Source organism: Nevskia sp. (assembly GCF_023266035.1).
Lineage (GTDB): Bacteria > Pseudomonadota > Gammaproteobacteria > Nevskiales > Nevskiaceae > Nevskia.
In genome coordinates this window covers 1-26609 of record NZ_JAHFRY010000061.1, presented here as the reverse complement: position 1 = coordinate 26609, position 26609 = coordinate 1, and the positions used below count along the sequence as shown (strand labels likewise).

At 65.0% G+C, this 26609-nt stretch carries 27 protein-coding genes; 14 read left to right on the top strand and 13 right to left on the bottom strand.

All coding sequences use genetic code 11. From position 1 onward, the window contains the following. On the bottom strand, positions 1 to 326 hold a 326-nt coding region (locus Q0D45_RS11165; RefSeq protein ID WP_293392675.1), incomplete at its 3' end, for an inorganic diphosphatase. A 51-nt stretch (positions 327 to 377) separates the two neighbouring features. Beyond that, positions 378 to 1637 (bottom strand): 6-phosphofructokinase, encoded by a 1260-nt coding sequence (locus tag Q0D45_RS11160; protein ID WP_293392672.1) that lies wholly within the window; start codon positions 1635 to 1637, stop codon positions 378 to 380. A gap of 266 nt (positions 1638 to 1903) precedes the next feature. Here Q0D45_RS11160 and Q0D45_RS11155 point away from each other — a divergent pair, with 266 nt between their 5' ends. Continuing rightward, positions 1904 to 2464 (top strand): adenylate kinase, encoded by a 561-nt coding sequence (locus Q0D45_RS11155; RefSeq protein WP_293392669.1) that lies wholly within the window; start codon positions 1904 to 1906, stop codon positions 2462 to 2464. Positions 2465 to 2528: 64 nt separating this feature from the next. On the opposite strand, the gene rnd is transcribed toward Q0D45_RS11155, so the two are convergent. After that, positions 2529 to 3632, bottom strand: a complete 1104-nt coding sequence (gene rnd / locus Q0D45_RS11150; RefSeq protein ID WP_293392666.1) for a ribonuclease D — start codon at positions 3630 to 3632, stop codon at positions 2529 to 2531. Positions 3633 to 3814: 182 nt separating this feature from the next. Here rnd and Q0D45_RS11145 point away from each other — a divergent pair, with 182 nt between their 5' ends. From Q0D45_RS11145 to Q0D45_RS11135, 3 genes are all read left to right on the top strand, one after another. Next, complete coding sequence (locus Q0D45_RS11145) at positions 3815 to 4438, top strand: hypothetical protein (protein WP_293392663.1); 624 nt, start codon at positions 3815 to 3817, stop codon at positions 4436 to 4438. A 3-nt stretch (positions 4439 to 4441) separates the two neighbouring features. After that, positions 4442 to 5797: a UDP-N-acetylmuramate:L-alanyl-gamma-D-glutamyl-meso-diaminopimelate ligase gene (gene mpl / locus Q0D45_RS11140; protein WP_293392660.1), complete on the top strand. Its 1356-nt coding sequence runs from the start codon at positions 4442 to 4444 to the stop codon at positions 5795 to 5797. Between the two features lie 267 nt (positions 5798 to 6064). After that, complete coding sequence (locus tag Q0D45_RS11135; protein WP_293392657.1) at positions 6065 to 8530, top strand: DUF4394 domain-containing protein; 2466 nt, start codon at positions 6065 to 6067, stop codon at positions 8528 to 8530. A 69-nt stretch (positions 8531 to 8599) separates the two neighbouring features. Here the strand turns inward: Q0D45_RS11135 and Q0D45_RS11130 are convergent, their stop codons facing one another. Then, positions 8600 to 9415, bottom strand: a complete 816-nt coding sequence (locus Q0D45_RS11130; protein WP_293392654.1) for a crotonase/enoyl-CoA hydratase family protein — start codon at positions 9413 to 9415, stop codon at positions 8600 to 8602. A gap of 135 nt (positions 9416 to 9550) precedes the next feature. Between Q0D45_RS11130 and pmbA the strand changes: the two genes are divergently transcribed. Beyond that, positions 9551 to 10912: a metalloprotease PmbA gene (pmbA, locus tag Q0D45_RS11125; RefSeq protein WP_293392651.1), complete on the top strand. Its 1362-nt coding sequence runs from the start codon at positions 9551 to 9553 to the stop codon at positions 10910 to 10912. A 38-nt stretch (positions 10913 to 10950) separates the two neighbouring features. Continuing rightward, positions 10951 to 11277: a hypothetical protein gene (locus tag Q0D45_RS11120; RefSeq protein ID WP_293392648.1), complete on the top strand. Its 327-nt coding sequence runs from the start codon at positions 10951 to 10953 to the stop codon at positions 11275 to 11277. Positions 11278 to 11297: 20 nt separating this feature from the next. Here the strand turns inward: Q0D45_RS11120 and Q0D45_RS11115 are convergent, their stop codons facing one another. The 3 genes from Q0D45_RS11115 to tsaD are packed head-to-tail and all read right to left on the bottom strand — an operon-like array spanning position 11298 to position 13200. Next, positions 11298 to 11708: a hypothetical protein gene (locus tag Q0D45_RS11115; protein WP_293392645.1), complete on the bottom strand. Its 411-nt coding sequence runs from the start codon at positions 11706 to 11708 to the stop codon at positions 11298 to 11300. Positions 11709 to 11750: 42 nt separating this feature from the next. Then, positions 11751 to 12134, bottom strand: a complete 384-nt coding sequence (folB, locus tag Q0D45_RS11110) for a dihydroneopterin aldolase (RefSeq protein ID WP_293392643.1) — start codon at positions 12132 to 12134, stop codon at positions 11751 to 11753. Positions 12135 to 12177: 43 nt separating this feature from the next. Further along, positions 12178 to 13200: a tRNA (adenosine(37)-N6)-threonylcarbamoyltransferase complex transferase subunit TsaD gene (gene tsaD / locus Q0D45_RS11105; protein WP_293392640.1), complete on the bottom strand. Its 1023-nt coding sequence runs from the start codon at positions 13198 to 13200 to the stop codon at positions 12178 to 12180. A 130-nt stretch (positions 13201 to 13330) separates the two neighbouring features. Between tsaD and rpsU the strand changes: the two genes are divergently transcribed. From rpsU to rpoD, 4 genes are all read left to right on the top strand, one after another. Further along, positions 13331 to 13546, top strand: a complete 216-nt coding sequence (gene rpsU / locus Q0D45_RS11100; RefSeq protein ID WP_022976229.1) for a 30S ribosomal protein S21 — start codon at positions 13331 to 13333, stop codon at positions 13544 to 13546. A gap of 126 nt (positions 13547 to 13672) precedes the next feature. Beyond that, positions 13673 to 14119 carry a GatB/YqeY domain-containing protein gene (locus Q0D45_RS11095; RefSeq protein WP_293392636.1) on the top strand — a complete coding sequence of 149 codons (447 nt, stop codon included), beginning with the start codon at positions 13673 to 13675 and terminating at the stop codon, positions 14117 to 14119. Between the two features lie 98 nt (positions 14120 to 14217). Next, on the top strand, positions 14218 to 15975 hold the full coding sequence (gene dnaG / locus Q0D45_RS11090) for a DNA primase (RefSeq protein ID WP_293392633.1): 1758 nt from the start codon (positions 14218 to 14220) through the stop codon (positions 15973 to 15975). A gap of 256 nt (positions 15976 to 16231) precedes the next feature. Next, positions 16232 to 18076 (top strand): RNA polymerase sigma factor RpoD, encoded by a 1845-nt coding sequence (gene rpoD, locus Q0D45_RS11085; protein WP_293392630.1) that lies wholly within the window; start codon positions 16232 to 16234, stop codon positions 18074 to 18076. 132 nt (positions 18077 to 18208) lie between these two features. Here the strand turns inward: rpoD and Q0D45_RS11080 are convergent, their stop codons facing one another. Together Q0D45_RS11080 and Q0D45_RS11075 are read right to left on the bottom strand one after the other, a co-directional pair. Next, positions 18209 to 18595: a cytochrome c gene (locus Q0D45_RS11080; RefSeq protein WP_293392627.1), complete on the bottom strand. Its 387-nt coding sequence runs from the start codon at positions 18593 to 18595 to the stop codon at positions 18209 to 18211. Positions 18596 to 18603: 8 nt separating this feature from the next. Continuing rightward, the gene (locus tag Q0D45_RS11075; protein ID WP_022976235.1) at positions 18604 to 18930 is read right to left on the bottom strand and encodes a c-type cytochrome; all 327 of its coding nucleotides are present in this window, start codon (positions 18928 to 18930) and stop codon (positions 18604 to 18606) included. 211 nt (positions 18931 to 19141) lie between these two features. Here Q0D45_RS11075 and Q0D45_RS11070 point away from each other — a divergent pair, with 211 nt between their 5' ends. Both Q0D45_RS11070 and Q0D45_RS11065 read left to right on the top strand, forming a co-directional pair. Then, a complete protein-coding gene (locus tag Q0D45_RS11070) occupies positions 19142 to 19534 on the top strand; it encodes an MAPEG family protein (RefSeq protein WP_293392623.1) in 393 nt (130 codons plus the stop codon). Positions 19535 to 19539: 5 nt separating this feature from the next. Next, positions 19540 to 21060: a Ppx/GppA phosphatase family protein gene (locus tag Q0D45_RS11065; protein ID WP_293392621.1), complete on the top strand. Its 1521-nt coding sequence runs from the start codon at positions 19540 to 19542 to the stop codon at positions 21058 to 21060. On the opposite strand, the gene fabR is transcribed toward Q0D45_RS11065, so the two are convergent. Continuing rightward, positions 21053 to 21733, bottom strand: coding sequence for an HTH-type transcriptional repressor FabR (gene fabR / locus Q0D45_RS11060; RefSeq protein WP_293392619.1), 681 nt, complete (start codon positions 21731 to 21733; stop codon positions 21053 to 21055). The two genes, Q0D45_RS11065 and fabR, sit on opposite strands and share 8 nt — an antisense overlap. Positions 21734 to 21935: 202 nt before the next feature. Here fabR and Q0D45_RS11055 point away from each other — a divergent pair, with 202 nt between their 5' ends. Together Q0D45_RS11055 and Q0D45_RS11050 are read left to right on the top strand one after the other, a co-directional pair. Beyond that, entirely contained in the window at positions 21936 to 23057 is a 1122-nt protein-coding gene (locus tag Q0D45_RS11055; RefSeq protein WP_293392617.1) for a ferredoxin reductase, read from the top strand. A gap of 82 nt (positions 23058 to 23139) precedes the next feature. Further along, a complete protein-coding gene (locus Q0D45_RS11050) occupies positions 23140 to 24273 on the top strand; it encodes an acyl-CoA desaturase (RefSeq protein WP_293392614.1) in 1134 nt (377 codons plus the stop codon). A gap of 52 nt (positions 24274 to 24325) precedes the next feature. Here the strand turns inward: Q0D45_RS11050 and mscL are convergent, their stop codons facing one another. Genes mscL through Q0D45_RS11035 form a run of 3 tightly spaced genes read right to left on the bottom strand, consistent with a single transcriptional unit; the run spans position 24326 to position 26375 of the window. Further along, positions 24326 to 24736, bottom strand: a complete 411-nt coding sequence (gene mscL / locus Q0D45_RS11045) for a large-conductance mechanosensitive channel protein MscL (protein ID WP_293392611.1) — start codon at positions 24734 to 24736, stop codon at positions 24326 to 24328. A gap of 45 nt (positions 24737 to 24781) precedes the next feature. Then, positions 24782 to 25672: an SDR family oxidoreductase gene (locus tag Q0D45_RS11040; RefSeq protein ID WP_293392609.1), complete on the bottom strand. Its 891-nt coding sequence runs from the start codon at positions 25670 to 25672 to the stop codon at positions 24782 to 24784. A 22-nt stretch (positions 25673 to 25694) separates the two neighbouring features. Then, complete coding sequence (locus tag Q0D45_RS11035; RefSeq protein WP_293392607.1) at positions 25695 to 26375, bottom strand: pyridoxamine 5'-phosphate oxidase family protein; 681 nt, start codon at positions 26373 to 26375, stop codon at positions 25695 to 25697. Positions 26376 to 26609: the final 234 nt, after the last annotated feature.

Below are 26609 nucleotides of genomic sequence, written 5' to 3'. Positions count from 1 at the left end.
ACGGCGAGCAGCTTGGCATCGGTGCCCTTCTCGTCTTCGGTGTCGAGCACGCACAGCGCGCGGCACTTGATCACCGAGCCGGCAACGACCGGATGCGGAGTGATCACCAGCACGTCGACCGGGTCGCCATCGCCCGCCAGCGTCTTCGGCACGTAGCCGTAGTTCGCCGGGTAGCTCATCGCCACGTTCATGAAGCGATCGACCATCAGCAGGCCGGTGTCCTTGTCGACTTCGTACTTCACCGGCGGACCATAGGCCGGGATTTCGATGACGACGTAGAACTCGTTCGGGGCCTTTTCGCCCGGACCCAGTGCTTCAAAACCCATGTGTCGATACCTGTTGTGGTGAGGGGTATAGTGCAGCGATTCGTTAGTGCTTCAGACCTTGAACTCGCGGCCAGTCAGCTTCGGCACGGCGATGTTCTGCAACTGCACGTAGGCCGGCAGGCCGTTGACGTAGGGAGGATAGTCCTCGCCCTGGATCAGCGGCGCCAGGTAACGGCGGCAGGCGGCGGTGATGTGGAAGCCATCGGCGGTGATGAAGTCGCGCGGCATCTTCTTCTCGACATTGGCGACGCTGGCAAGCGGCGCTTCGGCGATGTTCCAGGTGTACGGCGAATCGCTGGTGCGGATGATCGCCGGCATCACGCCGGACTTGCCGGCCACGGCCATCTCGACGGCCGCCTGACCAACCGCATAGGCCTGCTGGACGTCGGTGGCCGAAGCGATGTGGCGCGCGGCGCGCTGCAGATAGTCGGCCACCGCCCAGTGATACTTGTACTGCAGCTTGTCCTTGACGATGCCTGCGAGCAGCGGCGCCAGGCCGCCGAGCTGGGCGTGGCCGAAGGCATCCTTGCCACCGGCTTCGGACAGAAACTCGCCACTCGGCGCATGCAGGCCTTCGCTGGCGACGATCGTGCAGTAACCGTAGGTCTTCACGCAGTGATCGACTTTCGCGAGGAACGCGGCTTCGTCGAAGGTGATTTCCGGGAACAGGATGATGTGCGGGCTGTCGCCTTCGTTCTCGGAGGCCAGGCCACCGGCAGCGGCGATCCAGCCGGCATGACGGCCCATCACTTCGAGAATGAACACCTTGGTCGAAGTCTTGGCCATCGACGCGACGTCGTAGCCGGCTTCGCGGATCGATACGGCCACGTACTTGGCCACCGAGCCGAAACCCGGGCAGCAATCGGTGATCGGCAGATCGTTGTCGATCGTCTTCGGCACGTGGATCGCCTGCAGCGGATAGTTCAGGCGCTCGGCCATCTGGCTGATCTTCAGGCAGGTATCGGCCGAATCGCCGCCGCCGTTGTAGAAGAAGTAGCCGATGTCATGGGCCTTGAACACTTCGATCAGGCGCTCGTACTCAGCCTGATTCTTGTCAAAACCTTTCAACTTGTAGCGGCAGGAACCGAAAGCGCCGGACGGCGTGTAGCGCAGCGCCGAGATCGCAGCATCGGATTCCAGCGAGGTGTCGATCAGATCTTCGGTCAGCGCGCCGATGATGCCGTTGCGGCCGGCGTAGACCTTGCCGATCGTCTGCGAGTAACGCCGGGCGGTCTCGATGACCCCGGCGGCGGAAACATTGATGACAGCCGTGACGCCGCCCGATTGGGCGTAGAAGGCATTGCGAGGCATGGCAAGGACGAGGCGAAAGGACCGGAGGCTGATGGACCGGAGCAGGGTCCGGCGCGGAGAATGCGATGGGTATGGCCCAAAGTATAACCGCGCTGGCACGATTTCCGCGTTGACGTGGTACGCATCCACCGGGTACCGTTTCGCCCATCGCGCTCACTTATCGCTGCGGTCGGCGTCACCACACACGCCAGACTGCAGCTTTGTTGTGATCGCTTTCTTCCGAACGAAGCCGCACACATGCGGCTCACACAGGGGCTGTCTGCACCATGAGAATCATCCTGCTGGGTGCGCCCGGCTCGGGCAAGGGCACGCAAGGCGAAAAGCTGGTCGCCCATTACGGCATCCCGAAGATTTCCACCGGCGACGCGCTGCGCGCTGCCGTGAAGGCTGGCACCGAACTCGGCCTAAAGGCGAAAGCGGTGATGGACGCTGGCCAGCTGGTGGCCAACGAGATCGTCATCGGCATCGTCGAGGAACGCCTTGCTCAGCCCGACGCCAAGAAGGGTTTCATCCTCGACGGCTTCCCGCGCAACACCGCGCAGGCCGAAACCCTGGACGCGATGCTGGTGCGTCTCGGCCAGCCGGGCATTTCGCGCGCTGTGCACCTCGCCGTGGCCGATGAGGAAATCATCGCCCGCCTGCTCGATCGCGCCCAGAAGGAAGGCCGCGACGACGACAAGGAAGACGTGATCCGCCACCGCATCAAGGTCTACAACGCCGAGACCCATCCGCTGCTGGACTACTACGGCAAGCAGGGCAAGGTCGTCGCCGTCGACGGCATCGGCACGATGGACCAGATCTTCGATCGCATCGTCGCGGCGCTGTAATCGATCGCCGCAGTTCCCGACGCCCGGGCCTCGCCACGCGAGACCCGGGCGTCGTCGTTTCCGCTCAAAGCAGTGCGAGCAACGCGTCGCCAGCCAGTTCGCGGCGCCAGCCTTGCAGCACGGTGGCCTCGGCAGCGGCGCCGAAGCGGATCATCGCTTCGAGATCGGCCCTGGGAGCGATCAGCGAGATCGGCAGGTTCTGCGCCTCGGCGATTACCCGCAGAGCGTCCTGCAGCCGTTTCAGCTTGGCCTTCTGAGGTTCGGTCAGCGGCTCGTCGACCAGGGCCGGCCGTGGCGCTTCGGCCTGTGCGGCAGCGACCAGCGAGGTCAAGGCCTGACCGTGACGTTCGACGGTCTTGACCGGCAGCACCTTCAGCGCCGCCAGCTCTTCGAGATCGCGCGGCGCGCGTTCGGCGATGCGGTACAGCGCGTCGTCATCGAGAATCCATTTCCGCGGGCGATCACGTTCCTGGGCGATGCGCTCGCGCCAGCCGGCCAACGCCATCGCCACCGGCTGTGCTGCGGGCGGCATCCGCCCCAGCCCTTTCAGACGCTTCCAGGCCTCGTTCGGCGGGTTGCGGTAGCGCGCCGGCTCGGCCAGCCGCGCGCAGTCTTCCTGCAACCAGGCCAGCCGACCCAGCGCAATCAGTTCCTCGCGCATGCGCGGATGAATTTCCGACAGATGCCGGACGTCGGCAGCGGCATAGGCCAGCTCCGGGCCGGTCAATGGCCGACGTGACCAGTCGGTGCGGGTCAGGCTCTTGTCGAGCTTGATGCCGAGCAGCTTGTCGACCAGGGCCGCATAACCCAGCTGATCGCCATGGCCAAGCAGCGCGGCGGCGATCTGGGTATCGAACAGCGGCGTGACGGTATCGCCGCCGAGCCGAACGAAAATCTCCAGATCCTGCGAAGGCGCGTGCAGCACCTTGGTGATCGCCGGCGCCGCGAGCAGTGCCCACAACGGTTTCAGGGCTTCGGGCGCCAGCGCCAGGGTGTCGATGCAGACATCGGATTCGCCATCGCCGACCTGCACCAAGCAGAGGATCGGGTGATAGGTGTCTTCACGAAGAAACTCGGTATCCAGGGCCAGCCAGGGGCGCTGCTTCCAGCCTTCGACTCTAGCCGCGAGTGCATCGGCGGTGACGATCAGTTCAACAGCGGCGTTCAAGGTCGAGTCTCGTGGATTTGCGCGGCAGTTTCGCACGAAGCAACACACATCCCGACAGGCACATCGATGGTCCGCGCTCGACGGCAGCAGCGGCCGGCTCGGCGTCACTGCGTATCGGGCGAATAAGCCCGCAGCAGGCCGCTTAGAATGCAGCTTTCCCGTCCCGACAATTCACTATTCCGATGCTGAGCGAGGCGTTCCAGGCAACGCTGAAGATCCTGCTGTTCCGTGCCGGCCCGGCCGATTTTCCCTATCGCGAAGACCCGGGTTTGAGCCGTGGCTGCATCGTCCTCGGCATCGTCGCGACGGCGGCCGTGCTGGGCCAGATGCTGCCATTGGCGATGGCGCTGGCCAGCGGCGTGATCGCCACCGCTGCCCTGTCGATGTTCGTCCGCACCACGCTGCGCCTGCGCGGCCTCGAACCTCGCTATGTGCAGACGCGCAATGCACTGCTGGCCACCGGTTCGGTGCTGCTGCTGATCATGAGCCTGCCGATGGCGGCGATCATGCCGGGGATGATGGCGTTCCTCGAATCGCTGCGCGTGGCCCAGGACGCCATTCCCGCCGGCGGCGCGCCGCTGACCATCAGCCCGGACCAGATGCCGGATCTGCCCGGCGGTGCTTCGCTGCTGCTCGACCTGCTGACCATCTGGTTCTTCGCCGTCACCAGCCATGTACTGCGCCAGGCGGCCAACCTCGGCTATTTCGGCGCCGGCGTGCTGGCGCTGCTCTGCGTGATGAACGTGGTGCTGCTGGTCGCGTTCGCCGGGCCGGTGCTGAAGCTGATCTTCGGCGGAGGCGCCTGAGTCGTGCACCTGCATATTTTGGGCATCTGCGGCACCTTCATGGCCGGCATCGCCGCGCTCGCCCGCGAGGCCGGCCACAAGGTCACCGGCTCCGATGCCAACGGCTGGCCGCCGATGTCGACGCAGCTGGAAAAGCTCGGCATCGCGGTGATGCCGGGCTACCTGGCCGAGCATCTCGATCCACCGCCCGACGTGGTCGTGGTCGGCAATGTCGTCAGCCGCGGCAATCCGGCGATGGAGCACGTGCTGAACGCTGGCCTGCCCTACGTCTCCGGTCCTGAATGGCTGGCGGCCCATGTGCTGAAGGACCGCCACGTGCTGGCGGTCGCCGGCACCCACGGCAAGACCACGACCACCAGCCTGCTCGCCTGGCTGCTCGAGGAAGCCGGGCTGGAACCGGGTTTTCTGGTCGGCGGCGTGCCGGTCAACTTCGGCCTTTCGGCGCGCTTGGGCCGCGGCAAGTGCTTCGTCATCGAAGCCGACGAGTACGACACCGCGTTCTTCGACAAGCGCTCGAAATTCGTCCACTACCGGCCGCGCACCGCGATCCTGAACAACCTTGAATACGACCACGCCGACATCTTTCCGGATCTGGCAGCGATCGAAAGACAGTTCCATCACCTGGTGCGCACCGTGCCCGGCGAAGGTCGGTTGATCGTCAACGCGCAGGACCTGAATCTGCCTCGGGTGCTGGCGATGGGTGCCTGGTCCGGCATCGAGTGGTTCGATGGCGAAGGCCGTGATGCGCGCGGCTGGCAGGCGACGCGCAGCGCAGACGGCTTCGCCCTCGGCTATCGCGGCGAAACGCTCGGCACAGCACGCACGCCGCTGGCCGGGCCACACAACCGCGCCAATGCGCTGGCGGCAATCGCGGCAGCGGCGCAGGTCGGCGTCTCGACGGCCGATGCGCTGCGCGGTCTCGAATCGTTCCGTGGCATCAAGCGCCGGCTGGAACTGCTCGGCACCGCGGGCGGCGTCGAAGTGTTCGACGATTTTGCCCATCACCCGACGGCGATCAGCGTCACCCTCGCCGGCCTGCGCGAACGCGGCCCCGGCCGCATTCTCGCCGTGCTCGAACCGCGCTCGAACACCATGCGACTCGGCGGCCACGCCGGTGGCGATCTCTCGATGAGCCTCGCCGATGCCGACCTCGCCTTCGTCTACGCCAGGCCCGATCTGAAATGGGACGCCGGCAGCGCGCTGGCGGCGGTCGGCACACGCCTGCGCCTGCACGATGATCTGACCGAACTCGCAACCGCGATCGCCGCCGAAGCCCGCCCGGGCGACCGCGTGCTGGTGATGAGCAACGGCGATTTCGGCGGCCTGCATCAGCGGCTGCTCGATCTGCTGAAGCGCTGATTCAGCCAAAAATCGACATGCTCATGACGCGGTAACAACACGCGTCTGACATGTCTCCGACGAAAGTCGGCCATGTGATTTTTCATCGCCATTTTGCGCATCCGATTCCATGCAATCGGTGTACGCAGACTCGTGGGTCTGCCGCGCTTCCACCTTCCGAAACATGGGTGAGCGGAGGCCAGCGCGGCCGCGCGGCTTCCTGCGCGGCTTCGAACCACAAGGAAGCCGGCAACCGCTGGCTGTGCACTGAACTCATGGAGATTGATCATGCTGATGCGCCACAAGAGTTGGGCCCTGGCCGCTGCCGCGCTGTTTCTGTACGGCTGCGACAGCAAGGAGAACGGCCCCCCGGGACCCCCGCCACCGACGTCTCCGGTGATCACCGACAGCTACGTGGTCACCAGCAGCAACCGCCTGCTCGGCATCAATCTCACCGGCTCCGGCGGCACACTGTTCAGCGCTGCCATCAGCGGCCTCGCCACCGGCGAAACGGTGCTCGATCTGGCGTTCCGTCCGCGCAACGGCCTGCTCTATGCGCTGGTCAATGGACCCGCGGGCGCCCGCATCGTCCGGCTTGATCCCACCACCGGTGCGGCGATCGCGGCCAGCACGCTGACCGCCGATCCCACCGACACGACGACGCCGTACACCGGCCTCGCCGGCGCCCGCTTCGGCATCGACTTCAACCCGGTGCCCGATCGCCTGCGGGTGATCTCGGACGCGGGCCAGAATCTGCGCATCAACATCGACACCGGCCTGACCATCACCGACACCGCGCTCAACGGCGCAGCCGCCGGTGCCTCGGCCACGGCCTACACCAACGCCTTCAACGCCGCCTGCCGGACCCAGCAGTTCACGATCGATCCGGCCAGCGACCGACTGTTTCTGCAGAACCCGCCGAACGATGGCGTGCTGACAGCGATCGGCAGCCTGGGCCTCGATATCGACTCCGTCGATGGCTTCGGGACCGCAACCTCCGCCGACGGCACCAACACCGCCTATGCGGTCATGACCACGTCCAGCGGCGCCAGCCTCTACATGATCAACACGACGACTGGCGCGGCGACCGCGATGACGAGCATCGTCCTGAACGCCGGCGAATCGGCGGCGGGCTTCGCAACCAGTCCGCAGACAGCAACGCCAAGCCAGGCCCCGGGCGAACTGGTCGGCCTGACCACCGCGAACGGCTATGTCAGCTTCATGCGCGGCTCGCCGGGCAAGCTGTGCACCAGCGGCGCGATCAGTGGCCTGCCGGCGGGCACCGATCTGCTCGGCATCGATACCCGCCCATCGACGGGCGGCATCGTCGGCCTTGGCAGCGACAACAAGCTGTACTCGCTCAGCAATGCGGGTGTGGCCGCCGCGTTGTGCCCGCTGGCGACCGATCCGGCCGACACCACGCTGCCGTACTCGGTGCTGCCCGCCGGTGCCAGCTTCGGCGTCGGTTTCAACCCGGTGCCGGACCGCCTGCGAGTGATCGCTGACAACGGTCTGAACCTGCGCATCAATCCCAACCTGAACGGCGCTGGTCAGTGCCTGGTCACCACTGATACGGCGATCTCCGGCGCAAGCTCGCTCAGCGGTACGGCCTACACCAACACGGTGCCGGCGGCCGGCACGACCACGCTGTACGCGATCGACAGCGGTGCCGATGCCCTGGTGCAGATCGGCAGCAATCCGGCCAATGGCATTGCCGATGATCCGGGCAATCCGAACAGCGGCGTGGCCAGCACCATCGGTGCGCTGGGCGCCGGCGACGTCGGCAAGGTCGATGCCTTCCTGATCGACGGCCGCAACAACGCCGCGCTGCTGGCGACCAGCGCCGCCGGCGCCACGGCATCGACCCTGTACACGGTCAACCTGACCACCGGCGCGGCAACGGTGACTGGCGCGGTCGGCGGCGGACTCGGCACTGCGGCGGCGGCTCCACTGCGCGGGCTGGCTTTGACCGGCGGCATCAGCCTGAACGTCTATGCGCTGACCACCGACAACCGCCTGCTGTCGTTCTCGCAGACCGGCAATGTGCTGGCGCCGAATACGGCCACCGATCTGACGATCACCGGTACTGTCTCCGGCGAGCAGTTGCTGGGCATGGATTTCCGCCCTGCAAACGGCCTGCTGTACGCGGTCAGCTCGCTGAATCAGATCTATGTGATCAACACCTCGACGGGTCTGGCCACGCTGTCATCCGTCTTGGCCGCGAACCCGGCCGATACGGTACCGCCGCTCTACACGACGCTGCCGGCCGGCGCGATTGCCGGCGTCGATTTCAATCCGGTTCCGGATCGTCTGCGGGTGGTCGACAGCACCGGCAGCAATCTGCGCATCAATGTTGCCACCGGCGCCACCGATGCTGATCTGATGCTCAACGGCGCAGCCGGTCAGATCGTCGCGGCGGCGTACACCAACAGCTACGCCGGCACCACGACGACAACGCTGTACGACCTCGATGCGACGACGCTGTACACCCAGGCGCCGCCGAACGACGGCACGCTGGTGGCCGTAGGCCCGCTTGGCGTCACTGCCAGCGGCGATGCGGGGCTGACGATCGCCGGCGGTGCCAACGGCCTGGTGCTGGCAGCGATCAACACCAGCGGCAGCGGCACTTCCGATCTGTATCGCATCAACCTGGCCACGGGCGCGGCAACGCCAGTTGGCGTGGCTGGCGGTACGGCGTTGATCGGCCCGGCCGGCGGCACCCAGATCCGCAGCCTCGCGATCGATCTGCGCTGAGGTCGTTCTGCAGTAACGCAAAAGGCCGGCCCGCGAGGGTCGGCCTTTTGCTTGTCCGCCGAAGGCTTGTCAGTCGGCGAACGTCGGCTTGCGCTTCTGCAGGTAGGCACCGACCGCCTCCTGGATGTCGGCCGAAATCAACATTGCGGCGTTCCAGCCGGCGACGAACTCCAAGCCTTCGGCGACTGTGTGGTCGCGCGAATAGAGCAGGCTTTTCTTGACGCCGCGGACGGTGATCGGCGATTTCGCCGCAAGCTCACGGGCCAGGGTTTCGACGTGGGCCATCAGCGCTTCAGACGTGGTGAACACGCCGTTGACCAGGCCGATGCGCTCGGCCTTGTTGCCGTCGAAGGTTTCGGCGGTATAGGTCAGCTCGGCGACCCGGCCGTAGCCGATGATCGGCTGCAGGCGCTGCACGGTGCCGACATCGGCGACCACGGCGAGATCGACTTCCTTGATGCAGAACTTCGCATCGGCCGTCGCATAGCGCAGGTCGCAGGCGGCGATCATGTCGACACCAGCACCGACGCAGGCACCGGTGATCGCGGCGATCACCGGCACCCGGATGTTCTCGATCGCGGTCATCGTCGCCTGGGCGCCGAGGATCCAGTCACGCAGGTATTCGCGCGCCCGCGCCGGGCAGCCCGGTCCCAGCACCCGCTGGCTGAGGCCGGCCAGCACTTCGAGATCGATGCCGGCCGTGAAGTGCTTGCCGCTACCGGCCAGGATCACCACGCGCACCTGCTTTTGCGTGTTCAGCCAGGCGGCGGCCTGCGGCAGCTCGGCCCACATCGCTTCGGACATCGCATTGGCCTTGTCCGGCCGATTCAGCAGCAGGCGGGCAACGGGGCCATCGAGTTCGATCTTGAGCGTGGTGAAGTTCATGGGAGCAGGTTCGTGGAGGATGGGATGGCGGCAGCAAGCCAATCTTCGCATGGGCCCGCGCCGCCTTCGCCAGCCTTTACGCTTGTGGATTGCCGTAAGCTGCCGCGATCCTTTGCGACCTTTCCGTCTCTGCTAATGACTGCAACGCCCCCGGCCCGGATTCAGGGCCTGCCCGAAGCCCACGACCTCGAACCGCGTCTGCATGCCGCGCTGGCGCTGGCGAAATCACTCGGTGCCAGTGCTGCCGAAAGCTATCTCGGCGTCAGCCGCGGTCTGTCGGTGGCGGTGCGCCAGGGTGAAGTCGAATCGGTGCAGTTCCAGCGCGACCGCGACTTGTCGGTCACCGTGTTCTTCGGCCATCGCACCGGTTCTGCGAGCACCACGGATCTGTCCGATGCCGCACTGAAGCGCACCGTCGAAGCGGCCTGCGCGATTGCCCGGGTCGGCGGCGAAGATCCCTGTATCGGCCTCGCCGATCCGGCGCGGATGGCACGCGAGTTTCCCGATCTGGACCTTTACCACCCGGCGATCGTCGAGCCGGAAGCGGCCATCGATCTCGCCCGCGAGTGCGAAGCCGCGGCATTTGCGGCCGATGCGCGCATCACCCAGTCCGAAGGCGCCAGCGTCGACACTCGCGAATCCCTGAGCTTGTACGCCAACACGCACGGCTTCCTCGGCTGTCGCCGGGCGACTGATTACAGCCTCGGTTGCGCCGCGATTGCCGTCGACGGCGATGCGATGCAGGTCGGTCACTGGTACAGCGCGACGCGGCGCTACGCCGATCTCGACGCCGCTGCCGCGATCGGCAAGCGCGCTGGCGAGCGGGCCGCGGCGCGCCTTGGCGGCCGCTCGGTAAGCACACAGACCGCGCCGGTGCTGTTCCCGGCCGAAGTGGCGCGCGGCCTGTTCGGCCATTTCATCGGCGCAATTTCGGGCGCTTCCCTGTATCGCCGTGCCAGCTTCCTGCACGGCAAGCTCGGCGAAACGGTGTTCGCATCTAGAGTCAGCGCCCGGCAGATGCCCTGGCTGCTGCGCGGCGCCAGCAGCAGCGCCTACGATCAGGAAGGGGTTGCGACAACCGAGCGCCAGCTGATCGATCACGGCGTGCTCGGCGGCTATCTGCTCGGCAGCTACAGCGCCCGCAAGCTGGGGATGGAATCGACCGGCAATGCCGGCGGCATCTACAACCTGATCGTCGATTCGACCTTCGACGGCGGCCTAGAAGCGCTGGCCCGCGAGATGGGCCACGGCCTGATCGCCACCGATCTGATGGGCCAGGGCGTCAACACCGTGACCGGCGATTACTCACGCGCGGCCAGCGGCTTCTGGGTCGAGAACGGCGTCATCGCCTACCCTGTCGACGAGATCACCATCGCCGGCAATCTGGCGACCATGTACCGCGGCATCGCCGCGATCGGCTCCGATGTCGATACCCGTGGCGGGGTGCGCTGCGGTTCGGTGCTGATCGATGCGATGACCGTCGCTGGCGGCGCTTGAAACGGCTTCCGGTCAAACTTCAAACAAGGATCTGCCGCGTGTTCCGAACTGCATTGCTGATCACCGCCGCTCTCGTCCTTGCTGGCTGCGCCTCGCGCGGCACCCAGGATTGCGAAGCGATTGCCGGCCCGGCCTGGTCACGTCTGTCCGCCGACCCCACCGATAGCCGCGAACTGCTGATTCGCGCCAATCTGCCGGACAACGCCGAGGTGCTGTGGTTCGGTCAGGGCAAGGACCAGGTGATGGTCTGCGATCCCTCGAACAGCCTGGTCAATCCGGGCTGCGGCGGCTCGACGGCCTACCAGTTCGAGCGCAAAGCCGGTGCCTGGGTGTCACGCGGCGTGCTGCTGCCGGTCTGCGACTAGTTCCGGCCTGAAGAGGCTGCTCAGCCAGCCTTCTTTTTCGCTGCGGCCTTCCTAGGCGCAGCTTTCTTGACTGCCTTTGGGACGGACTTCGATGCGACCGCCTTGCGCGGCGCGGCAGGCTTGCTGGGGGACGGCTCCGGCGCCATGCGCGAGGCGGCCTCGGTCGACTCCTCGATGTTCTCGAACTGATCGGAAATCAGCTGGCCGATCTCGCGGTTGATGCGACGGATCGCGTCGTAGACCACGCCGATGGTCTGCTGCTGTTTCTGGCGCAGTCCGGTCTTGTCTTCGGTCAGCAGGCCGGTCTGCTCCAGCGCTTCGAAGGGCAGATCGGCGATGTATTCATGCACCGCCTGCACTGAAGTCGCGCCGCGATCGACGGCTTCCTGGATGAAGTCCTTCAGCAGCTCGATGCGTTGCAGTTTCTTCATGACGGGGCGCTCGACGAAACAGACGGGCCGACAGGATAACCGTCAGCGCACACCGCAGGCGGCGTAATCCTCGCGCCGACGATCGATGCGCACGCCAACCGTCCGCGCAGCTTCGACCGCGCCAGGCTTGCCGATGGTCATCCGCAGGCTGGCGATCGGGAAACGCTCGAAGAGCATCCGCGCCAGGGTTTCGGCCAGGGTTTCCAGCAACTGGAAGCGGCGCTCGGCGGCGAGACAGGTAATCGCTTCGGCCACCGCGCTGTAGTCGACGGCATCGCGGATGCGATCGCTCGACGCCGCTACACGAATGTCGGTACCCATCTCCAGATCGATCAGCAGCGGACGCGGCGCGTTCTGCTCATGGGCGTGGACGCCGATGATGGTTTCGATTTGTAGCGCCTGGATGAAGACAGTGTCGAGCGGCATGAGTCGGATCGTGGTGACGTGAGTTGGGAAGGAGACGCGGAGATCAAGCCGTTGCGGGTGCTGGCGCGCGCAGTTCATGCAGCGGCCAGCGCGCACGCGCTGGAAGGCCAGCACTGCGCTCGCCGACCGACAGCCGCGCCCAGCCCGCGTAGGCGATCATCGCCGCGTTGTCGGTACAGAACTCGGGGCGTGGAAAGAACAGGCCGGCGCCGCGCTTGTCGGTTGCCAGCTTGAGCCGCGCGCGCAGACGCTGGTTGGCACCGACGCCGCCAGCAACGACCAGCGCGCTCAGGCCGGTGGCATCGAGCGCCCGTTCGCACTTGATCGCCAGCGTGTCGGTCACCGCTTCCTCGAAGGCGCGGGCGAGATCAGCCTTGGCCTGGTTGTCGAAATCCGGTTTCAACTGGTTCAGCACCGCGGTCTTCAGGCCGCTGAAGCTGAACTCGAGCCCGGGGCGATCGGTCATCGGCCGCGAGAAGCGGAACACGCCGGGCCGGCCGTCCTTGGCCAGCTTGGCCAGCTCCGGGCCGCCGGGATATGGCAGGCCCAGCGCTTTCGCGGTCTTGTCGAAGGCTTCGCCGGCAGCATCGTCGAGCGTCTCGCCGAGAATCTCGTAGCGCCCCACGCCGTCGACCCGCGCCAGCATCGTGTGGCCGCCGGAGACCAGCAGCGCCACGAACGGGAATTGCGGGCGCGGTGTTTCCAGCATCGGTGCCAGCAGATGGCCTTCGAGGTGATGGATCGGCAGCAGCGGCTTTTCGATGGCGGCGGCCAGACCTGCCGCGAAGGCGCCGCCCACCAGCAGCGCGCCGATCAGGCCCGGGCCGGCCGTGTACGCGATGCCATCGAGATCGGACGCTGCCAGGCCCGCTTCGGCAAGCACCGCGGCCACCAGCAGCTGGATGCGGCCGACGTGGTCTCGCGCTGCAAGCTCTGGCACCACGCCGCCATACTCGGCGTGCATCGCGGCCTGGCTGTGCAGCACATGGGCAAGCAGGCCCGCCTCGCCGTCATAGATGGCTGCGGCAGTTTCATCGCAGGAGGTTTCGAGGCCGAGAACGCGCATGCCGAGCATTGTGGGGCATGGCGCGTTGCTTTACAGCCGACGATTGACTAGACTTTGCGCCCCTCCTGATCTGCCTGCTGATCGGAGCGCTTCCCTAATTCCGTTTTTGTCCGCTGTTGAGAGTGAACTGATGCCGAATGTCCGCGTCCGCGATAACGAGCCCTTCGAAGTTGCCCTGCGCCGTTTCAAGCGCACCTGCGAAAAGGCCGGCGTTCTGACCGATCTCCGCAAGAAGGAATTCTTCGAAAAGCCGAGCCAGGAACGCAAGCGCAAGCGCGCTGCTGCCGTCAAGCGTCAGGCCAAGAAGGTTTCTCGCGAAACCTCCAAGCAGATCCGGTTGTACTAAGCGAGTCTGCTGCTCTGACCAGCACCGCGCCGTTAATGGCGCGGGCTGTTCAATAAAGAAGCACTCCAAATCGCGCCTCTGGGCGCGATTTGTGTTTTTCCCGATTCCATTTTCAGGCGCCCTCACATGACCGATCTCAAGACCCGCATCACCGAAGACGTGAAGCTGGCGATGAAGGCCGGCGACAAGGCGCGCCTCGGCGTGCTGCGCATGCTGACCTCGGAAATGAAGAACCGCGAAGTCGTCGACAGCGTCGAACTGACCGATGCCGTGGTGATCGCCACGCTCGAAAAGATGCTCAAGCAGCGTCGCGATTCGGAATCGCAGTTCCTTGCCGGCAACCGGCCGGACCTCGCCGCCATCGAAGCGGCGGAAATCGTCGTGCTGACCGGCTATCTGCCGCAGCAGCTGAGTGACGAGGAAGTCGGCGCACTGATCGCTCAGGGCATCACCGAAACCGGTGCCGTCGGCATGAAGGAAATGGGCAAGGTCATGGCCTGGCTGAAGCCGCAGGTCGCTGGCAAGACCGACATGGGCAAGCTGTCCGGGCTGATCAAGGCCAAGCTCGCCTAGAAGCAGGGGCTCGTGGTCAGTGATGAGTGGTTGGTAGAAGCCATCGGTTTTCGGTTTCTCTACTAGCCACCAACCACTAGGCACTGGACACTGCAGTCATGTCCCGTATCCCCGACTCCTTCATTCAAGACCTGCTGACGCGCATCGACATCGTCGAAGTCGTCGGCTCCCGTGTCGAACTGAAGCGCGCCGGCCGCGAGTATCGGGGCCTGTCGCCGTTCACCAACGAAAAATCACCGTCCTTCTTCGTCAATCCGGCGAAGCAGATGTTTTTCGATTTTTCGTCCGGCAAGAACGGCACGGCGATCACCTTCCTGATGGAGAACGATCGCCTCAGCTTCGTCGAAGCAGTCGAGGAACTGGCCAAGCGCGCCGGCGTCGATGTGCCGCGCGAAGGCGGCAACGACGACGGCAGCCAGCGCCTGATTCTGGAAAGCCACCTCGATGCGCTGGCCGTCGCCGAGAAGTTCTATCGCAGCCAACTGCGCACGCATCAGCCGGCGATCGACTACCTGAAGAAGCGCGGCCTCGATGGCGAGACCGCCAAGCTGTTCAATGTCGGTTTCGCACCCGAATCCTGGGATGCGCTAACCCGCCTGTTTCCCGAGGCCGATGGCCAGCGCAAGCATGCGATGGACGCCGGCTTGCTGATCGAGCGGGAGGGTGGCGGAGGCGGCGCCTATGACCGCTTCCGCAACCGCGTGATGTTCCCGATCCGCGACACCCGCGGCCGCACGATCGGCTTCGGTGGCCGCACCCTGGCGAACGATCCGGCGAAGTATCTGAACTCGCCCGAGACGCCGCTGTTCCACAAGGGTCGCAACCTGTTCGGCCTGTTCGAAGCGAAACAGTCGACGAAATCGGAACTGGCCTCACTGCTGGTCGTCGAGGGCTACATGGATGTGGTCATGCTCGCCCAGCACGGCATCCGCAACGCGGTCGCCACCCTTGGCACGGCGACCACGCGCGAGCATCTGACCCTGCTGTTCAAGTCGACCCAACGCGTGGTGTTCTGTTTCGATGGCGACCGCGCCGGCCGCTCGGCCGCCTGGCGCGCGCTGGAACAGGCGCTGCCGGAAGTGTTCGACAACCGCGAATGCCGCTTCATGTTCCTGCCCGACGGCCACGATCCGGATTCGCTGGTCCAGGAGATTGGCGCCGATGCCTTCCGCATGCTGATCGAGCAGGCGCAGCCGCTGTCCGATTTCCTGCTCGGCGAGCTTCAGAAGCAGGTCAACATCGCCACCCTCGATGGCCGCGCACGTTTGCCGGGCCTCGCCCGCCCGCATGTCGAGAAACTGCGCGATGGGCCGCTGCGCGCATTGATCGTCGACGAACTGGCGCGGCTGACGCGCCTCGGTCGCGGCGATCTCGAGGCAGCGCTGGCGGCCAGAGCGAAGCCGGAAGCCGCGGGCTCCTCAGCACCGACCGACAACACGCGACGAGTCGAAAGCCCCGGCGCGAAACCGGTGCGGATCGCGCTGCAGTTGCTGCTGGAGGAGCCGGCCCTGGCATCGAAGGCCGAACATCTCGGCCAGATCGAGATGCTTGCCCAGCCTGGCCTGGACATCCTGATCGACACCATCGAGTTCTTCCGCGAGAACCCGGAGGCGCACGCTGCACAGTGGCTGGAACTGCATCGCGGCACTGCGCGCGGTGCGGCGCTGATGCGCATCAGCGCGATGCCGCTGACCATCGTCGATGCCTCGCTGGAGGCGGAGTTTCTCGATTGCCTGACGCATCTGCGCAAGCGGGCGATCCGCGAACGTCAGCAGGCCTTGCTCGACACTGCCCGCGAGCGCTCGCTGGAACCGGCCGAGCAGGCCGAACTGATGGCGCTGATGCAGCGACCCTGAACGCCTCCGAACGACTCGCCGGCAGCGCGGCAAGGCCGGATAGCGAACGAAAAATCGAGAAGACGGTCATTTGGCTCGCGCCCGGATGTTGTCCGCAGACTTGTGCCGGCTGGCAACCAGCAGATGCGCGGCGCTTGCAAGCGCCGACCTTGCCCCCATTTCTGCGCATCTGGCTGGCTGATTGACCGCCAAATCCAGTAAACTGCGCAGTTCTTGACCGACGCCACACACGCCGGTTTCACGCAAGAGTATTCAGATGGCAGCAGCTGACCAGCAATCCCAGATCAAGAACCTGATCGCGCTCGGCAAGGAAAAGGGCTTCCTGACCTTTGCCGAAGTGTCCGACAGCCTGCCTGAAATCGTCGATTCGGAGCAGATCGACGACGTCATCACGATGATCCAGGGCATGGGCATTCCGGTCCATGACGAAGCCCCGGACACCGAGGCCCAGCTGTTCAGCGAGCCGGCCGTAGCCGCCGCCGAGGACGACGAGGAAGCCGCCGAGGAAGCCGCTGCCGCGCTTGCCGCGAGCGATTCCGAGTTCGGCCGCACCACCGATCCGGTGCGCATGTACATGCGCGAGATGGGCTCGGTCGAGCTGCTGGATCGCGAGGGCGAAATCCGCATCGCCAAGCGCATCGAGGAAGGCCTGGGCGAAGCGCTGTATGCGATGGCCAGCTACCCGGAAACGGTGGCGATCCTGCTCGAACAGTACGACAACGCCGTCAACGGCAAGAAGCGTCTGGCCGAAGTCGTGGTCGGCTTCTTCGATCCGAACGCGCCGCTGCCGGCCGCACCTGAAGAAGTGCTGCCGCCGGAAGTTGCCGAAATCGAACCCGAAGTGGTCGAAGGCGCTGCCGAGGAAGAAGAGGAAGCCGTCGATACCGGCCCGGATCCTGTGCTCTGCGCCGAGAACTTCGGCAAGCTGCAGGCGCTCTACGACGAGGCTTGGGATTCGCTGCTTCGCCTCGGCACCGCCAGCAAGAAGACGCAGGCCCGCCGCGCCGCAGTGGCCGATCTGATCATGACCTTCCGGCTGTCGCCGAAGATCGTCGTCGAAGTCACCAACAATCTGCGCAACAAGGTCGAACTGATCCGTTCGATCGAGCGTTCGGTGCTGCGTATCTGCGTGGCCGAATGCGGCATGTCGCGCGAAGAATTCCTGGTCAAGTACCGCGAAGGCGCCACGGCCGATCTCGGCTGGCTGGAAAAGGCCATCCGCGCCAAGCGCAAGTATTCGGCAGCGCTGGCGACCAAGAAGGACGACATCAAGCTGCTGCAGGACCAGTTGACCCAGATCGAAGGCGACAATCTGCTGTCGATCGATGAGATCAAGGACATCTACCGCCGCATGACGGTCGGTGAAGCCAAGGCTCGTCGCGCCAAGAAGGAAATGGTCGAGGCCAATCTGCGCCTGGTGATCTCGATCGCCAAGAAGTACACCAACCGCGGCCTGCAGTTCCTCGATCTCATTCAGGAAGGCAACATCGGCCTGATGAAGGCGGTGGACAAGTTCGAATACCGCCGCGGCTACAAGTTCTCGACCTATGCCACCTGGTGGATTCGCCAGGCGATCACCCGTTCGATCGCCGATCAGGCGCGCACCATCCGCATCCCGGTGCACATGATCGAAACGATCAACAAGCTCAACCGCATCAGCCGCACGATGCTGCAGGAGATGGGCCGCGAGCCCACGCCTGAAGAGCTGGCGATCAAGATGGAAATGCCGGAAGACAAGGTTCGCAAGGTCCTCAAGATCGCCAAGGAACCGATCTCGATGGAAACCCCGATCGGCGACGACGAGGATTCGCATCTGGGCGATTTCATCGAGGACACGGCGGCCGTCTCGCCGCTCGAATCGGCGACCTCGCAGAGCCTGGCGGAAGCCACACACCAGATACTGGCCTCGCTGACACCTCGCGAAGCCAAGGTTCTGCGCATGCGTTTCGGCATCGACATGAATACCGACCACACGCTGGAAGAAGTCGGCAAGCAGTTCGATGTCACCCGCGAGCGTATTCGTCAGATCGAAGCGAAGGCGCTGCGCAAGCTGCGTCATCCGTCGCGCGCCAACTACCTGCGTTCGTTCCTCGACGAATAAGCGGCAAGGCTCAAGCGGCTGTACGACAACCCCGCCTCGGCGGGGTTGTTCGTTTCTGGCGATCGTCGACAACGGACAATAAAAAACCGGCCCGTCGCGCAAGCGAGGGGCCGGTTGGGTCAGCCGAAGCGCTTACTTCTTGGCTTCGCCTTCGGGGCCGACCGTATACAGCACCGGCTTCTGACTGGAATACCAGACCGCCAGCGCCTTGATGTCGGCATCGCTGAGACCAGCGGCCTGACCGCCCATCACGGCGTTCTTGCGGGCGCCGCTCTTGTAGCCCTTCAGGGCCACTTCGATGTAGCTGCGGTGCTGGCCGGCAAGGTTCGGGAACATCGGCGAGGCGCTGACGCCGTTCTCGCCGTGGCAGGCAGCACAGACGCCGACCTGGGCGGGCTTGCCGCCAGCGGCAGCAGCCGGGGCCGCGGCTTCTTCGTTGGCGGAGGCAGCACCGATGGCCGAAAGGCCAAGCAACGCAACGGCGATCGAGGACAGCAACTTCGAGGGACGGGAGTTCATCGTCGTGCTCACTTCTTTTCCGGGGCCTTGGTCAGATAAGCGGCGATGTCGGCCATGTCCTGATCGCTGAGGCTGGCAGCCTGGGCGTGCATGGTGGCGTGCGGACGCTCACCGGACTTGTAGGCTTTCAGCGCAGCGACGATGTACTCCGGATGCTGACCACCGAGCTTCGGCACGTGGTAGCTCGGGTACACGTTCGTGTAGTTCACGATGCCGTGGCAGCCGTAACAGGTGTAAGCCTTGACCTTCCCCGCTGCGGCGTCGCCTTCGGCGTTGGCAGCGGTGCAGGTCAGGGCGGCGGTGAGGGCAATCAGGCCCCATCGCACTGAAATCATCAGGGTGTCTCCTAGGATCGTGGCAGTGCGCGAAGAGCAGCCGCGCAGCGGGCGGTATGGTCGGCGAATCCGGGGCTTGCGTCAATAAAACCGGCTGTTTCGGAGCCTGTTTTTGCGTTCGGCACAGGGCATCGACACGATCGGGCCGGTCATAGAGTTCAGTTATAGTTCGGCGGCTTTCCTCTTGCCCAATCGTCGACCCGGTGCCGCCATGCAAATCCCCGTGACTGCCACCTGCGCTGCGCTTGGCGGTCTGCTGATCCTGGCACTGGCGCTGCGCGTCTCGCTGCTGCGCATGCGCCACCGGATCGCACTCGGCGACGGCGGCAATGCCGAGCTGCTGCGGGCGATCCGCACGCACGCGAACACGGTCGAATTCCTGCCGATGTTCGTGATCCTGTCGCTCTGCTACGAGCTGTATGCCGGCGCGAACGGGGTCTTGATCATATTGGTCGCGCTGTTCCTGTTTGCCCGCGTCAGCTTCGCCATCGGCCTGAGCCTGGCGTCGGTGCATCCGCTGCGCCGGCTTGGCGCCGGCCTGTCCTACCTCTGCCTGCTGCTATTGTCGCTGCTGCTGCTGGCAGCGGTCATTACCTCGTTCTGACGAAGATGGCCGGTAAGCGCGCGAAGCCCGCTGGCAATCCGGCGGCCGGCGAAGTTGCCGCAGTCGATCTCGGCTCCAATTCCTTCCACATGCTGGTGGCTCGCGACAGCGGCGGCCAGTTGCAGATCGTCGATCGACTGCGCGATGCCGTGCGCCTCGCCGCCGGGCTCGACGCCAATCGCATACTCACCGCTGAATCGGAAAGCCGTGCGCTGGATTGCCTGAAGCGCTTCGGCCAGCGTCTGCGCGGCATCCCGTCCGAGCGGGTCCGCGTGGTCGGCACCAACACCATGCGCCGGCTGGCCGACGGCGGCCGCTTCATGCGCGCAGCCGAAAAGGCGCTTGGTCACGAGATCGAAGTGATCTCCGGCGTCGAAGAAGCGCGCCTGGTCTACAACGGTGTCACCCATGGTCTTGGCAGGCCGAAGCCGCGACGGCTGGTGGTTGATATCGGCGGCGGCTCCACCGAGCTGATCATCGGCCAGGGTGCCGATCCGCGCCTGATGGAGAGCATGGCGCTCGGCTGCGTCACCCACACCCAGCGCTACTTCGCCGATGGCGTCATCACCCGCGCGCAGATGCAGGAAGCGCGACTGGCGGCAAGAGTCGAACTGGAATTCGTCGAACGCCAGTACCGCGCCGCCGGCTGGGATGTCGCGATCGGCGCCAGCGGTACCGTGCGCGGCGTCTGGCGCGTGGCTCGCGGCCAGGGCTGGGCCGAAGAGAAGATCACTCGCGAAGCCGTCAACCGCACGGTGGAACTGGTGATCCGCACCGGCAACGTCGCGAAGATCGACTTCCCCGGTCTGCGCGAAGATCGCCGCCCGGTGTTCGCCGGCGGGCTGGCAGTGCTTGCTGGAGTCTTCGACAGCCTCGGCATCGACGCGATGGAAACCTCCGAGCACGCGCTGCGCGAAGGCCTGATCTACGACCTGCTCGGCCGGCTTGCCGACAACGATGTGCGCAGCCGCTCGGTCGATGCGATGGCGACGCGCTACGGCGTCGATCATGAACAGGCGCGTGAAGTCGAACGCTCGGCGCTGAAGCTGCTCGATCAGGCGCATGACGCCTGGCAACTCGATCGCGAAGTGTCGGCGCGCCTGCTGCGCTGGGCGGCGCTGCTGCACGAGATCGGCTTGGTCATCGCTCACGAGGGCAGCCATCGCCACGGCGAGTACATGCTGCGCAACGCCGAGCTGTTCGGCTTCTCGCAGACCGATCAGCGCCTGGTCGCCGCCCTGGTGCGGCTGCAGCGCGGCAAGTTTGCCCAGGGTGCCCTGGAAGATCTTCCAGAAAGCTGGAAGCAGCCGATCGCCAGACTCGCCGTGCTGTTCCGGCTGGCGATCGTGCTGCATCGCTCGCGCGCGCCAGGCCTGCGCATTCCGTTCGAACTCGGTGCCAGCGGCAAGCAGTTGAAACTGGCGTTCCGCAGCGGCTGGCTGGATCGTCATCCGCTGACCCGCGAGGATCTGGAGCTGGAAGCCGGCTATCTCACGGCCGCCGGTTACAAGCTGCGCTTCAGCTGATCTCGTCCCGCCACAGCTGGGCACCGAGGAAGATCACCCGTAGCTGGTGCACCAGATTGTCTTCGAGCGGCTGCGCGGAGTCGTCGGGCGGCAGATCAAGGATGTCGGTCGCGCCGTTGAGCATGGTGCTCACCACCAGGCCGCAGATCATCTGCAGCGAGTCCGGCGTCAACTGCGGAAAGATCGCCAGATGCCGTAGATCCTGGGTCAGCTCGGCGGTGAACTGGTCGACTTCGTTACGAATCGCGCCACGAATCACTGGCGAGCCGCCGGTGCGCTCGCCAGCGATGAACAGGAAATGCAGGCGATTGGCCAGTACGAAAGCCGAGTAGACCTGCACCGAGCGGCGAATCATGTCCTTCACCGGTGCGCCGGCGCGGCGCGCTTCACGGAGCATGCGCCGCAAGGTCAGCGCGCTTTCCTCGACCAGCACCAGACCCAGTTCGTGGGTATCGCGGAAGTGGCGATAGAACGAGGTCGGCACCACGCCGGCAACGCGGGTGATTTCGCGCAGACCCAGGGAGTTGAAGCTTCGCCCCTCGTTCATCAGCTGCAACGCGGCATCGATCAGCGCGTCGCGGGTCCGCTGCTTGCGCTGGCCGCGCGCTGGCAACACTTCCTCTTCGGATGCCGGAATTTCTGGCCCGGACGGTTGGCGACTGCGCACGCTCATCACTGTTCCTCGGTGTACAAGCGTGATGGTAACAGCGAAACCCCTTGTAAATCCGCGTTCTGGCCGCGTTCTAGCCGTGTTCTGGCAGCGCACTGACCAGACAAGGGCAGTCATCAGTGAACAGGTAGATATTTTTAGTGAACAACTGTTGACACATCGATCCTCTTGCGTGAACATACGTCCACCAATCGAGGAGTCAGTCATGTCTGCCACCGCCCCGCGTACCCATTTCTTCAGCACCGGCCTGCGCCGCGCGTTGAGCTCGCGCATCGCGGCCACGCTTGCCTATCCGCATGGCGTGGACCGCTACGTGGAGCATTTCGCGCCGACCTTCTCGCTGAACGAAGTCCGCGCCGAAGTGACGGCCGTCCGTTATCAGACCGACGACAGCGTGACGATGACGCTGCACCCGAACGGCAACTGGCAGGGCTTTCGCGCCGGCCAGTACCTGCGTCTGACGGTCGAGATCAACGGCGTGCGCCGCACGCGCTGCTACTCGCCGGCCAACTCGGTGCACGCCGCCGATGGCCTGATCGAACTGACCGCCAAGGCGCATGCCGGTGGCTTCGTGTCCAAACATCTCCAGCAGGACCTGCAGGTCGGCACGACGGTGGGTCTGTCGCAGGCCGAAGGCACATTCGCGCTGCCAGAAACGCGTCCTTCGCGCGTGCTGCTGATCAGCGGCGGCAGCGGCATCACGCCAGTGATGGCGATGCTGCGCACGCTCTGCGATGAGGGCCACGCGGGTCAGATCACCTTCCTGCATTACTCGAACGCGGCGAAGGATCAGATCTACGCCGCGGAACTGGCCGAGATCGCCGCGAAGCACCCCAACGTGCAGCTGCTGCGCGGCTATGTCGAAGCCGACCAGGGTGGTGAGCTGAGTGGCCTGTTCGGCCGCGCGCATCTGAATGATGCGGTGCCGGACTACGCCGAAGCGCAGACCTTCCTCTGTGGCCCGCCCGGCATGATGAAGGCGGTGCAGCAAATCTGGACCGATGAAGGCATTGCCGAACGCCTGCATCTCGAACACTTCACGGCCGCGCCAGTGGTCGTCGACAGCGCCAATGCCGAAGGTGAAGTGCGCTTCATGCGCAGCGAACGCCTCGCCAAGAATAGCGGCGGCACCTTGCTCGACCAGGCCGAAGCCGCCGGCCTGAAGCCGGAATCGGGCTGCCGCATGGGCATCTGCCACGCCTGCACCTGCCGCAAGACGGCGGGCCGCGTGCGCGATACCCGCACCGGCGAGATCAGCGATGCCGGCGAAGGCGATATCCAGATCTGCATAAGCGTGCCGGTCGGCACCGTGACGCTGGATCTGTAATCACATCCTGCGACCGACCGGGCCATCCCGGTCCGGACTGTCCAAACAAGCTTCCCTCTTCAATAACCGTAGAGACCTGACCATGACCGCCATCACCAAGAACACTTTCAGCTCGCTCACGCCAGCCCAGTTCACGGCCATCGGCAACGAGTTCGATGCCATCCGCAACCGCATGCGCGCCGACCTCGGCGAGCGCGACGCCAAGTACATCCGCACGATGATCAAGCGCCAGCGCCAGTTCGAAGTGGCCGGCCGCGTGATGATGATGATTCCGCCGATCTGGCCGGCCGGTGTCGCCGCGCTTTCGGTGTCGAAGATTCTCGACAACATGGAGATCGGTCATAACGTCATGCATGGCCAGTACGACTGGATGGGCGATCCGTCGCTGAACTCGAAGAACTTCGAGTGGGACAGCGCGGACACGTCCAAGAACTGGAAGATCACCCACAACTACGAACACCACACCTACACCAATGTCCTGAACAAGGACCATGACATCGGCTACGGCCTGCTGCGCATGTCGACCGATCAGAAGTGGGAGCCGCGCTTCCTCGCCAACCTGCCGCTGACCGTGCTGCTGCACACCTTCTTCCAGCACTTCGTCGCCGTGCAGAACCTGAAGCTCGAAGAAGTGCTGATCTACAAGACCAAGACCGGTGCGCAGTTGAAGGAGGAGTTCAAGCCGGTGTGGAAGAAGATGCGCAAGCAGCTGGCCAAGGACTATGTGCTGTTCCCGCTGCTGGCCGGCCCGATGGCGCCGATGGTGTTTGCCGGCAACGTGCTGGCCAATCTGGCGCGCAACGTCTGGGCCTGTGCGGTGATCTTCAACGGCCACTTCCCGGAAGACGTCGAGCAGTTCCCGGAATCGGTGATCGAGAACGAAACGCGCGGCCAGTGGTATGTCCGCCAACTGCTCGGCTCGGCCAACTTCAGCGGCGGCAAGCTGATGCACATCATGAGCGGCAACCTGAGCTTCCAGATCGAGCATCACCTGTTCCCGGACATCCCGGCGCACCGTTATGCCGAGATCGCCCCGGAAGTCCGCGCGATCTGCGAGAAGCATGGCCTGCCGTACAAGACCGACTCGTTCGCGCGCCAGACCCTGAGCACCTGGAAGCGCATCGCCAAGCTGTCACTGCCGTCAGGCAAGAGCGGCACGGTGTCGCCGCGGATGGCGAACGAAAAGGTCGCGGCGCCGATGGCGCTGGCTGCTTGATTGCCCCACAGCCGGCCTGAGCGATCAGGCCGGCTTTGTTGAGGCTCGGACCTCAGCTCTTCTTGAGCAGGTCGCGGATTTCCATCAACAGCTTTTCTTCGTTGGTCGGCCCCGGCGGTGGCGGTGGCGGTGCTGCCGCCTCGGCCTTCTTCATCGTGTTGATGCCTTTAACGACCAGGAAGATCACGAAGGCGACGATGATGAAGTTGATCACCGTCTGGATGAACTTGCCGTAGCTGAGCAGTACAGCCGGCGTCTTGCCATCTTCCGAGGCGGCTTTCAGCACGAACGCCGCTTTCGAAAAATCGACGCCAGCGGTGAGCTGGCCAACCACCGGCATGATCACGTCACCGACCAGCGAGGTGACGATGGCGCCGAACGCGGCACCGATGACGACACCGACGGCAAGGTCGATGACGTTGCCGCGCATCGCGAAACTCTTGAACTCCTGGGCAATGCTCATGCTGTTCTCCGGGTCTTGGAACGGTTGTTTTTGCTGCAGCGGATTCTATGCCGGGCCGGCGAACGCCCGGACGACTTCGTCATCGACCAGACAGGCCGGCAGACCAGCCTCGAGGTTCGCGTACTGCGGCCGCCAGCCGAGCCGATCGACCAAGCGGCGATTCGACAGCCGCTTCGATTCTTCGATAAACGACTTCAGCATCGGCGACATCGTTTGCAGCGCCACCGCCAGCGGCACTTCCGGCGGCGCGGGCAAGCCGAGCAGCGCGGCGCAGCGGAAGAAGTAGTCGCTCATCGTCGTCGGCTGGCCATCGGACACGTTGTAGGCCGCGCCAGCTTCACCGACCTCGGCCACGCGCAGCGCGGCGGAGGCCAGATCGTCCGCGTGAATGCGATTGGTGTACGGCGACTGATCGCGCTGCACCAGCGGCGTGCCGGATTTGAGCCTTTGCAGCGGCAGGCGTCCTGGCCCGTAGATCCCCGGCACGCGCAGGATCATCGCCGCGATGTCATGCCGCTCGCCGTAAGCCAGCGCGCGACGCTCGGCATCGAGCCGGCGATAGCCACGCGCGCTCTTCGGCTTCAAGGCTTCGTCCTCGTCGATCCAGCGGCCTTCGCAGTCGCCGTAGACGGCCGAGGTCGACAGATAGATCAATCTCGACGGCGGCTGATTCAGCGCATCGAGCACCTGGGCGAAGCGCGGATCGGTCTCGCCTTTTTCCGGCGGCGGCGCGAAATGGAACAACCAGTCGGCGGCGGGCGGATCGGCAATGGCATCAGCATCGAGATCGGCGACCCGCGCCGTGATGCCGAGCCGCGCCAGCGCCGCAGCGCTGGCTTCGGAGCGGACGATGCCGGTCACCGTGATGTCGCGTGCCATCAGCTGCAGCGCGAGGCGGCAGCCGACATCGCCGCAGCCGACGATCAGTGCCTGCATCGGTCGCGCTCGCTCGCCGGCATCAACCGTCGCCTTCCATCAGGTCGGCGATGTACTGGTCGAACGTGATTGCGCCGCCAGCAGCAGCCACCGGCGCGAGATCGCGCGCCGGCAGTGCATCGCCAAAAGCGTCAATGCGCTTCCACTTCGCTGCCGGTGTGGCGCAGCCGGCTTTCGGCACATAAACCGAATCGCCGAGCTTCTGGTAGCGATGGATATAGCGCGGGCAGTTGACGAACAGATTGGTGATCGCCACCCGCACCACCATTTCCGCCTCCGGGTAATCCTTGAGCAGCGGATCGTTCGGATCGATGCTGGCGTTGCCGTGCAGGCGCAGGCGGTTCGGCGTCTCGAAATCGATGAACAGCAGGCCGACCTTGGCGTGGGTCTTGAGATTGCCCAGCGACAGGTACATGCCGTTGCCGTCGTAGCTCGGGAAGGCGATGGTGCCGCTGTCGACGATCTTCACGAAGCCCATGGCGCCGCCCTTGTACGAGCAGGTGGGCTGGCCATCGGGGTCGACCGTCGACAGGAAGAACAGATCGCGGCTGCAGATGAAAGCTTGCTCGGGCTCGCTCAATTCCGGATGCATGGTGATCATCGACACCCGGTCCGCCAGCATCTCGGTGCCGAACTGTCTTTGCAGTGCGCGCTGCGCCGCGCTGAATGTCTCGCTCGCGGTCTCGTTCAAGGTCTCGTTCATCTGGGCTCGCTCCTCCATCGGTCACGGCTCGGCTGGCCGCGTGCCCGGAGTGTCGCGCATGGCGGACGGGCTGGGAACCCGACGGCGGGAAGACCCTCGGGTCGCTTCAGCGATTGCCGGCGGCCAGTTCCAAACCCTGCCGATAATGCAGCGCCGCTTCTTCCGGCTGCTGGGTATCGGCACAGAGGCGGGCCAGATCGAGACAGGCCTTCGGCGTTGGCGCAACCGCCAGTA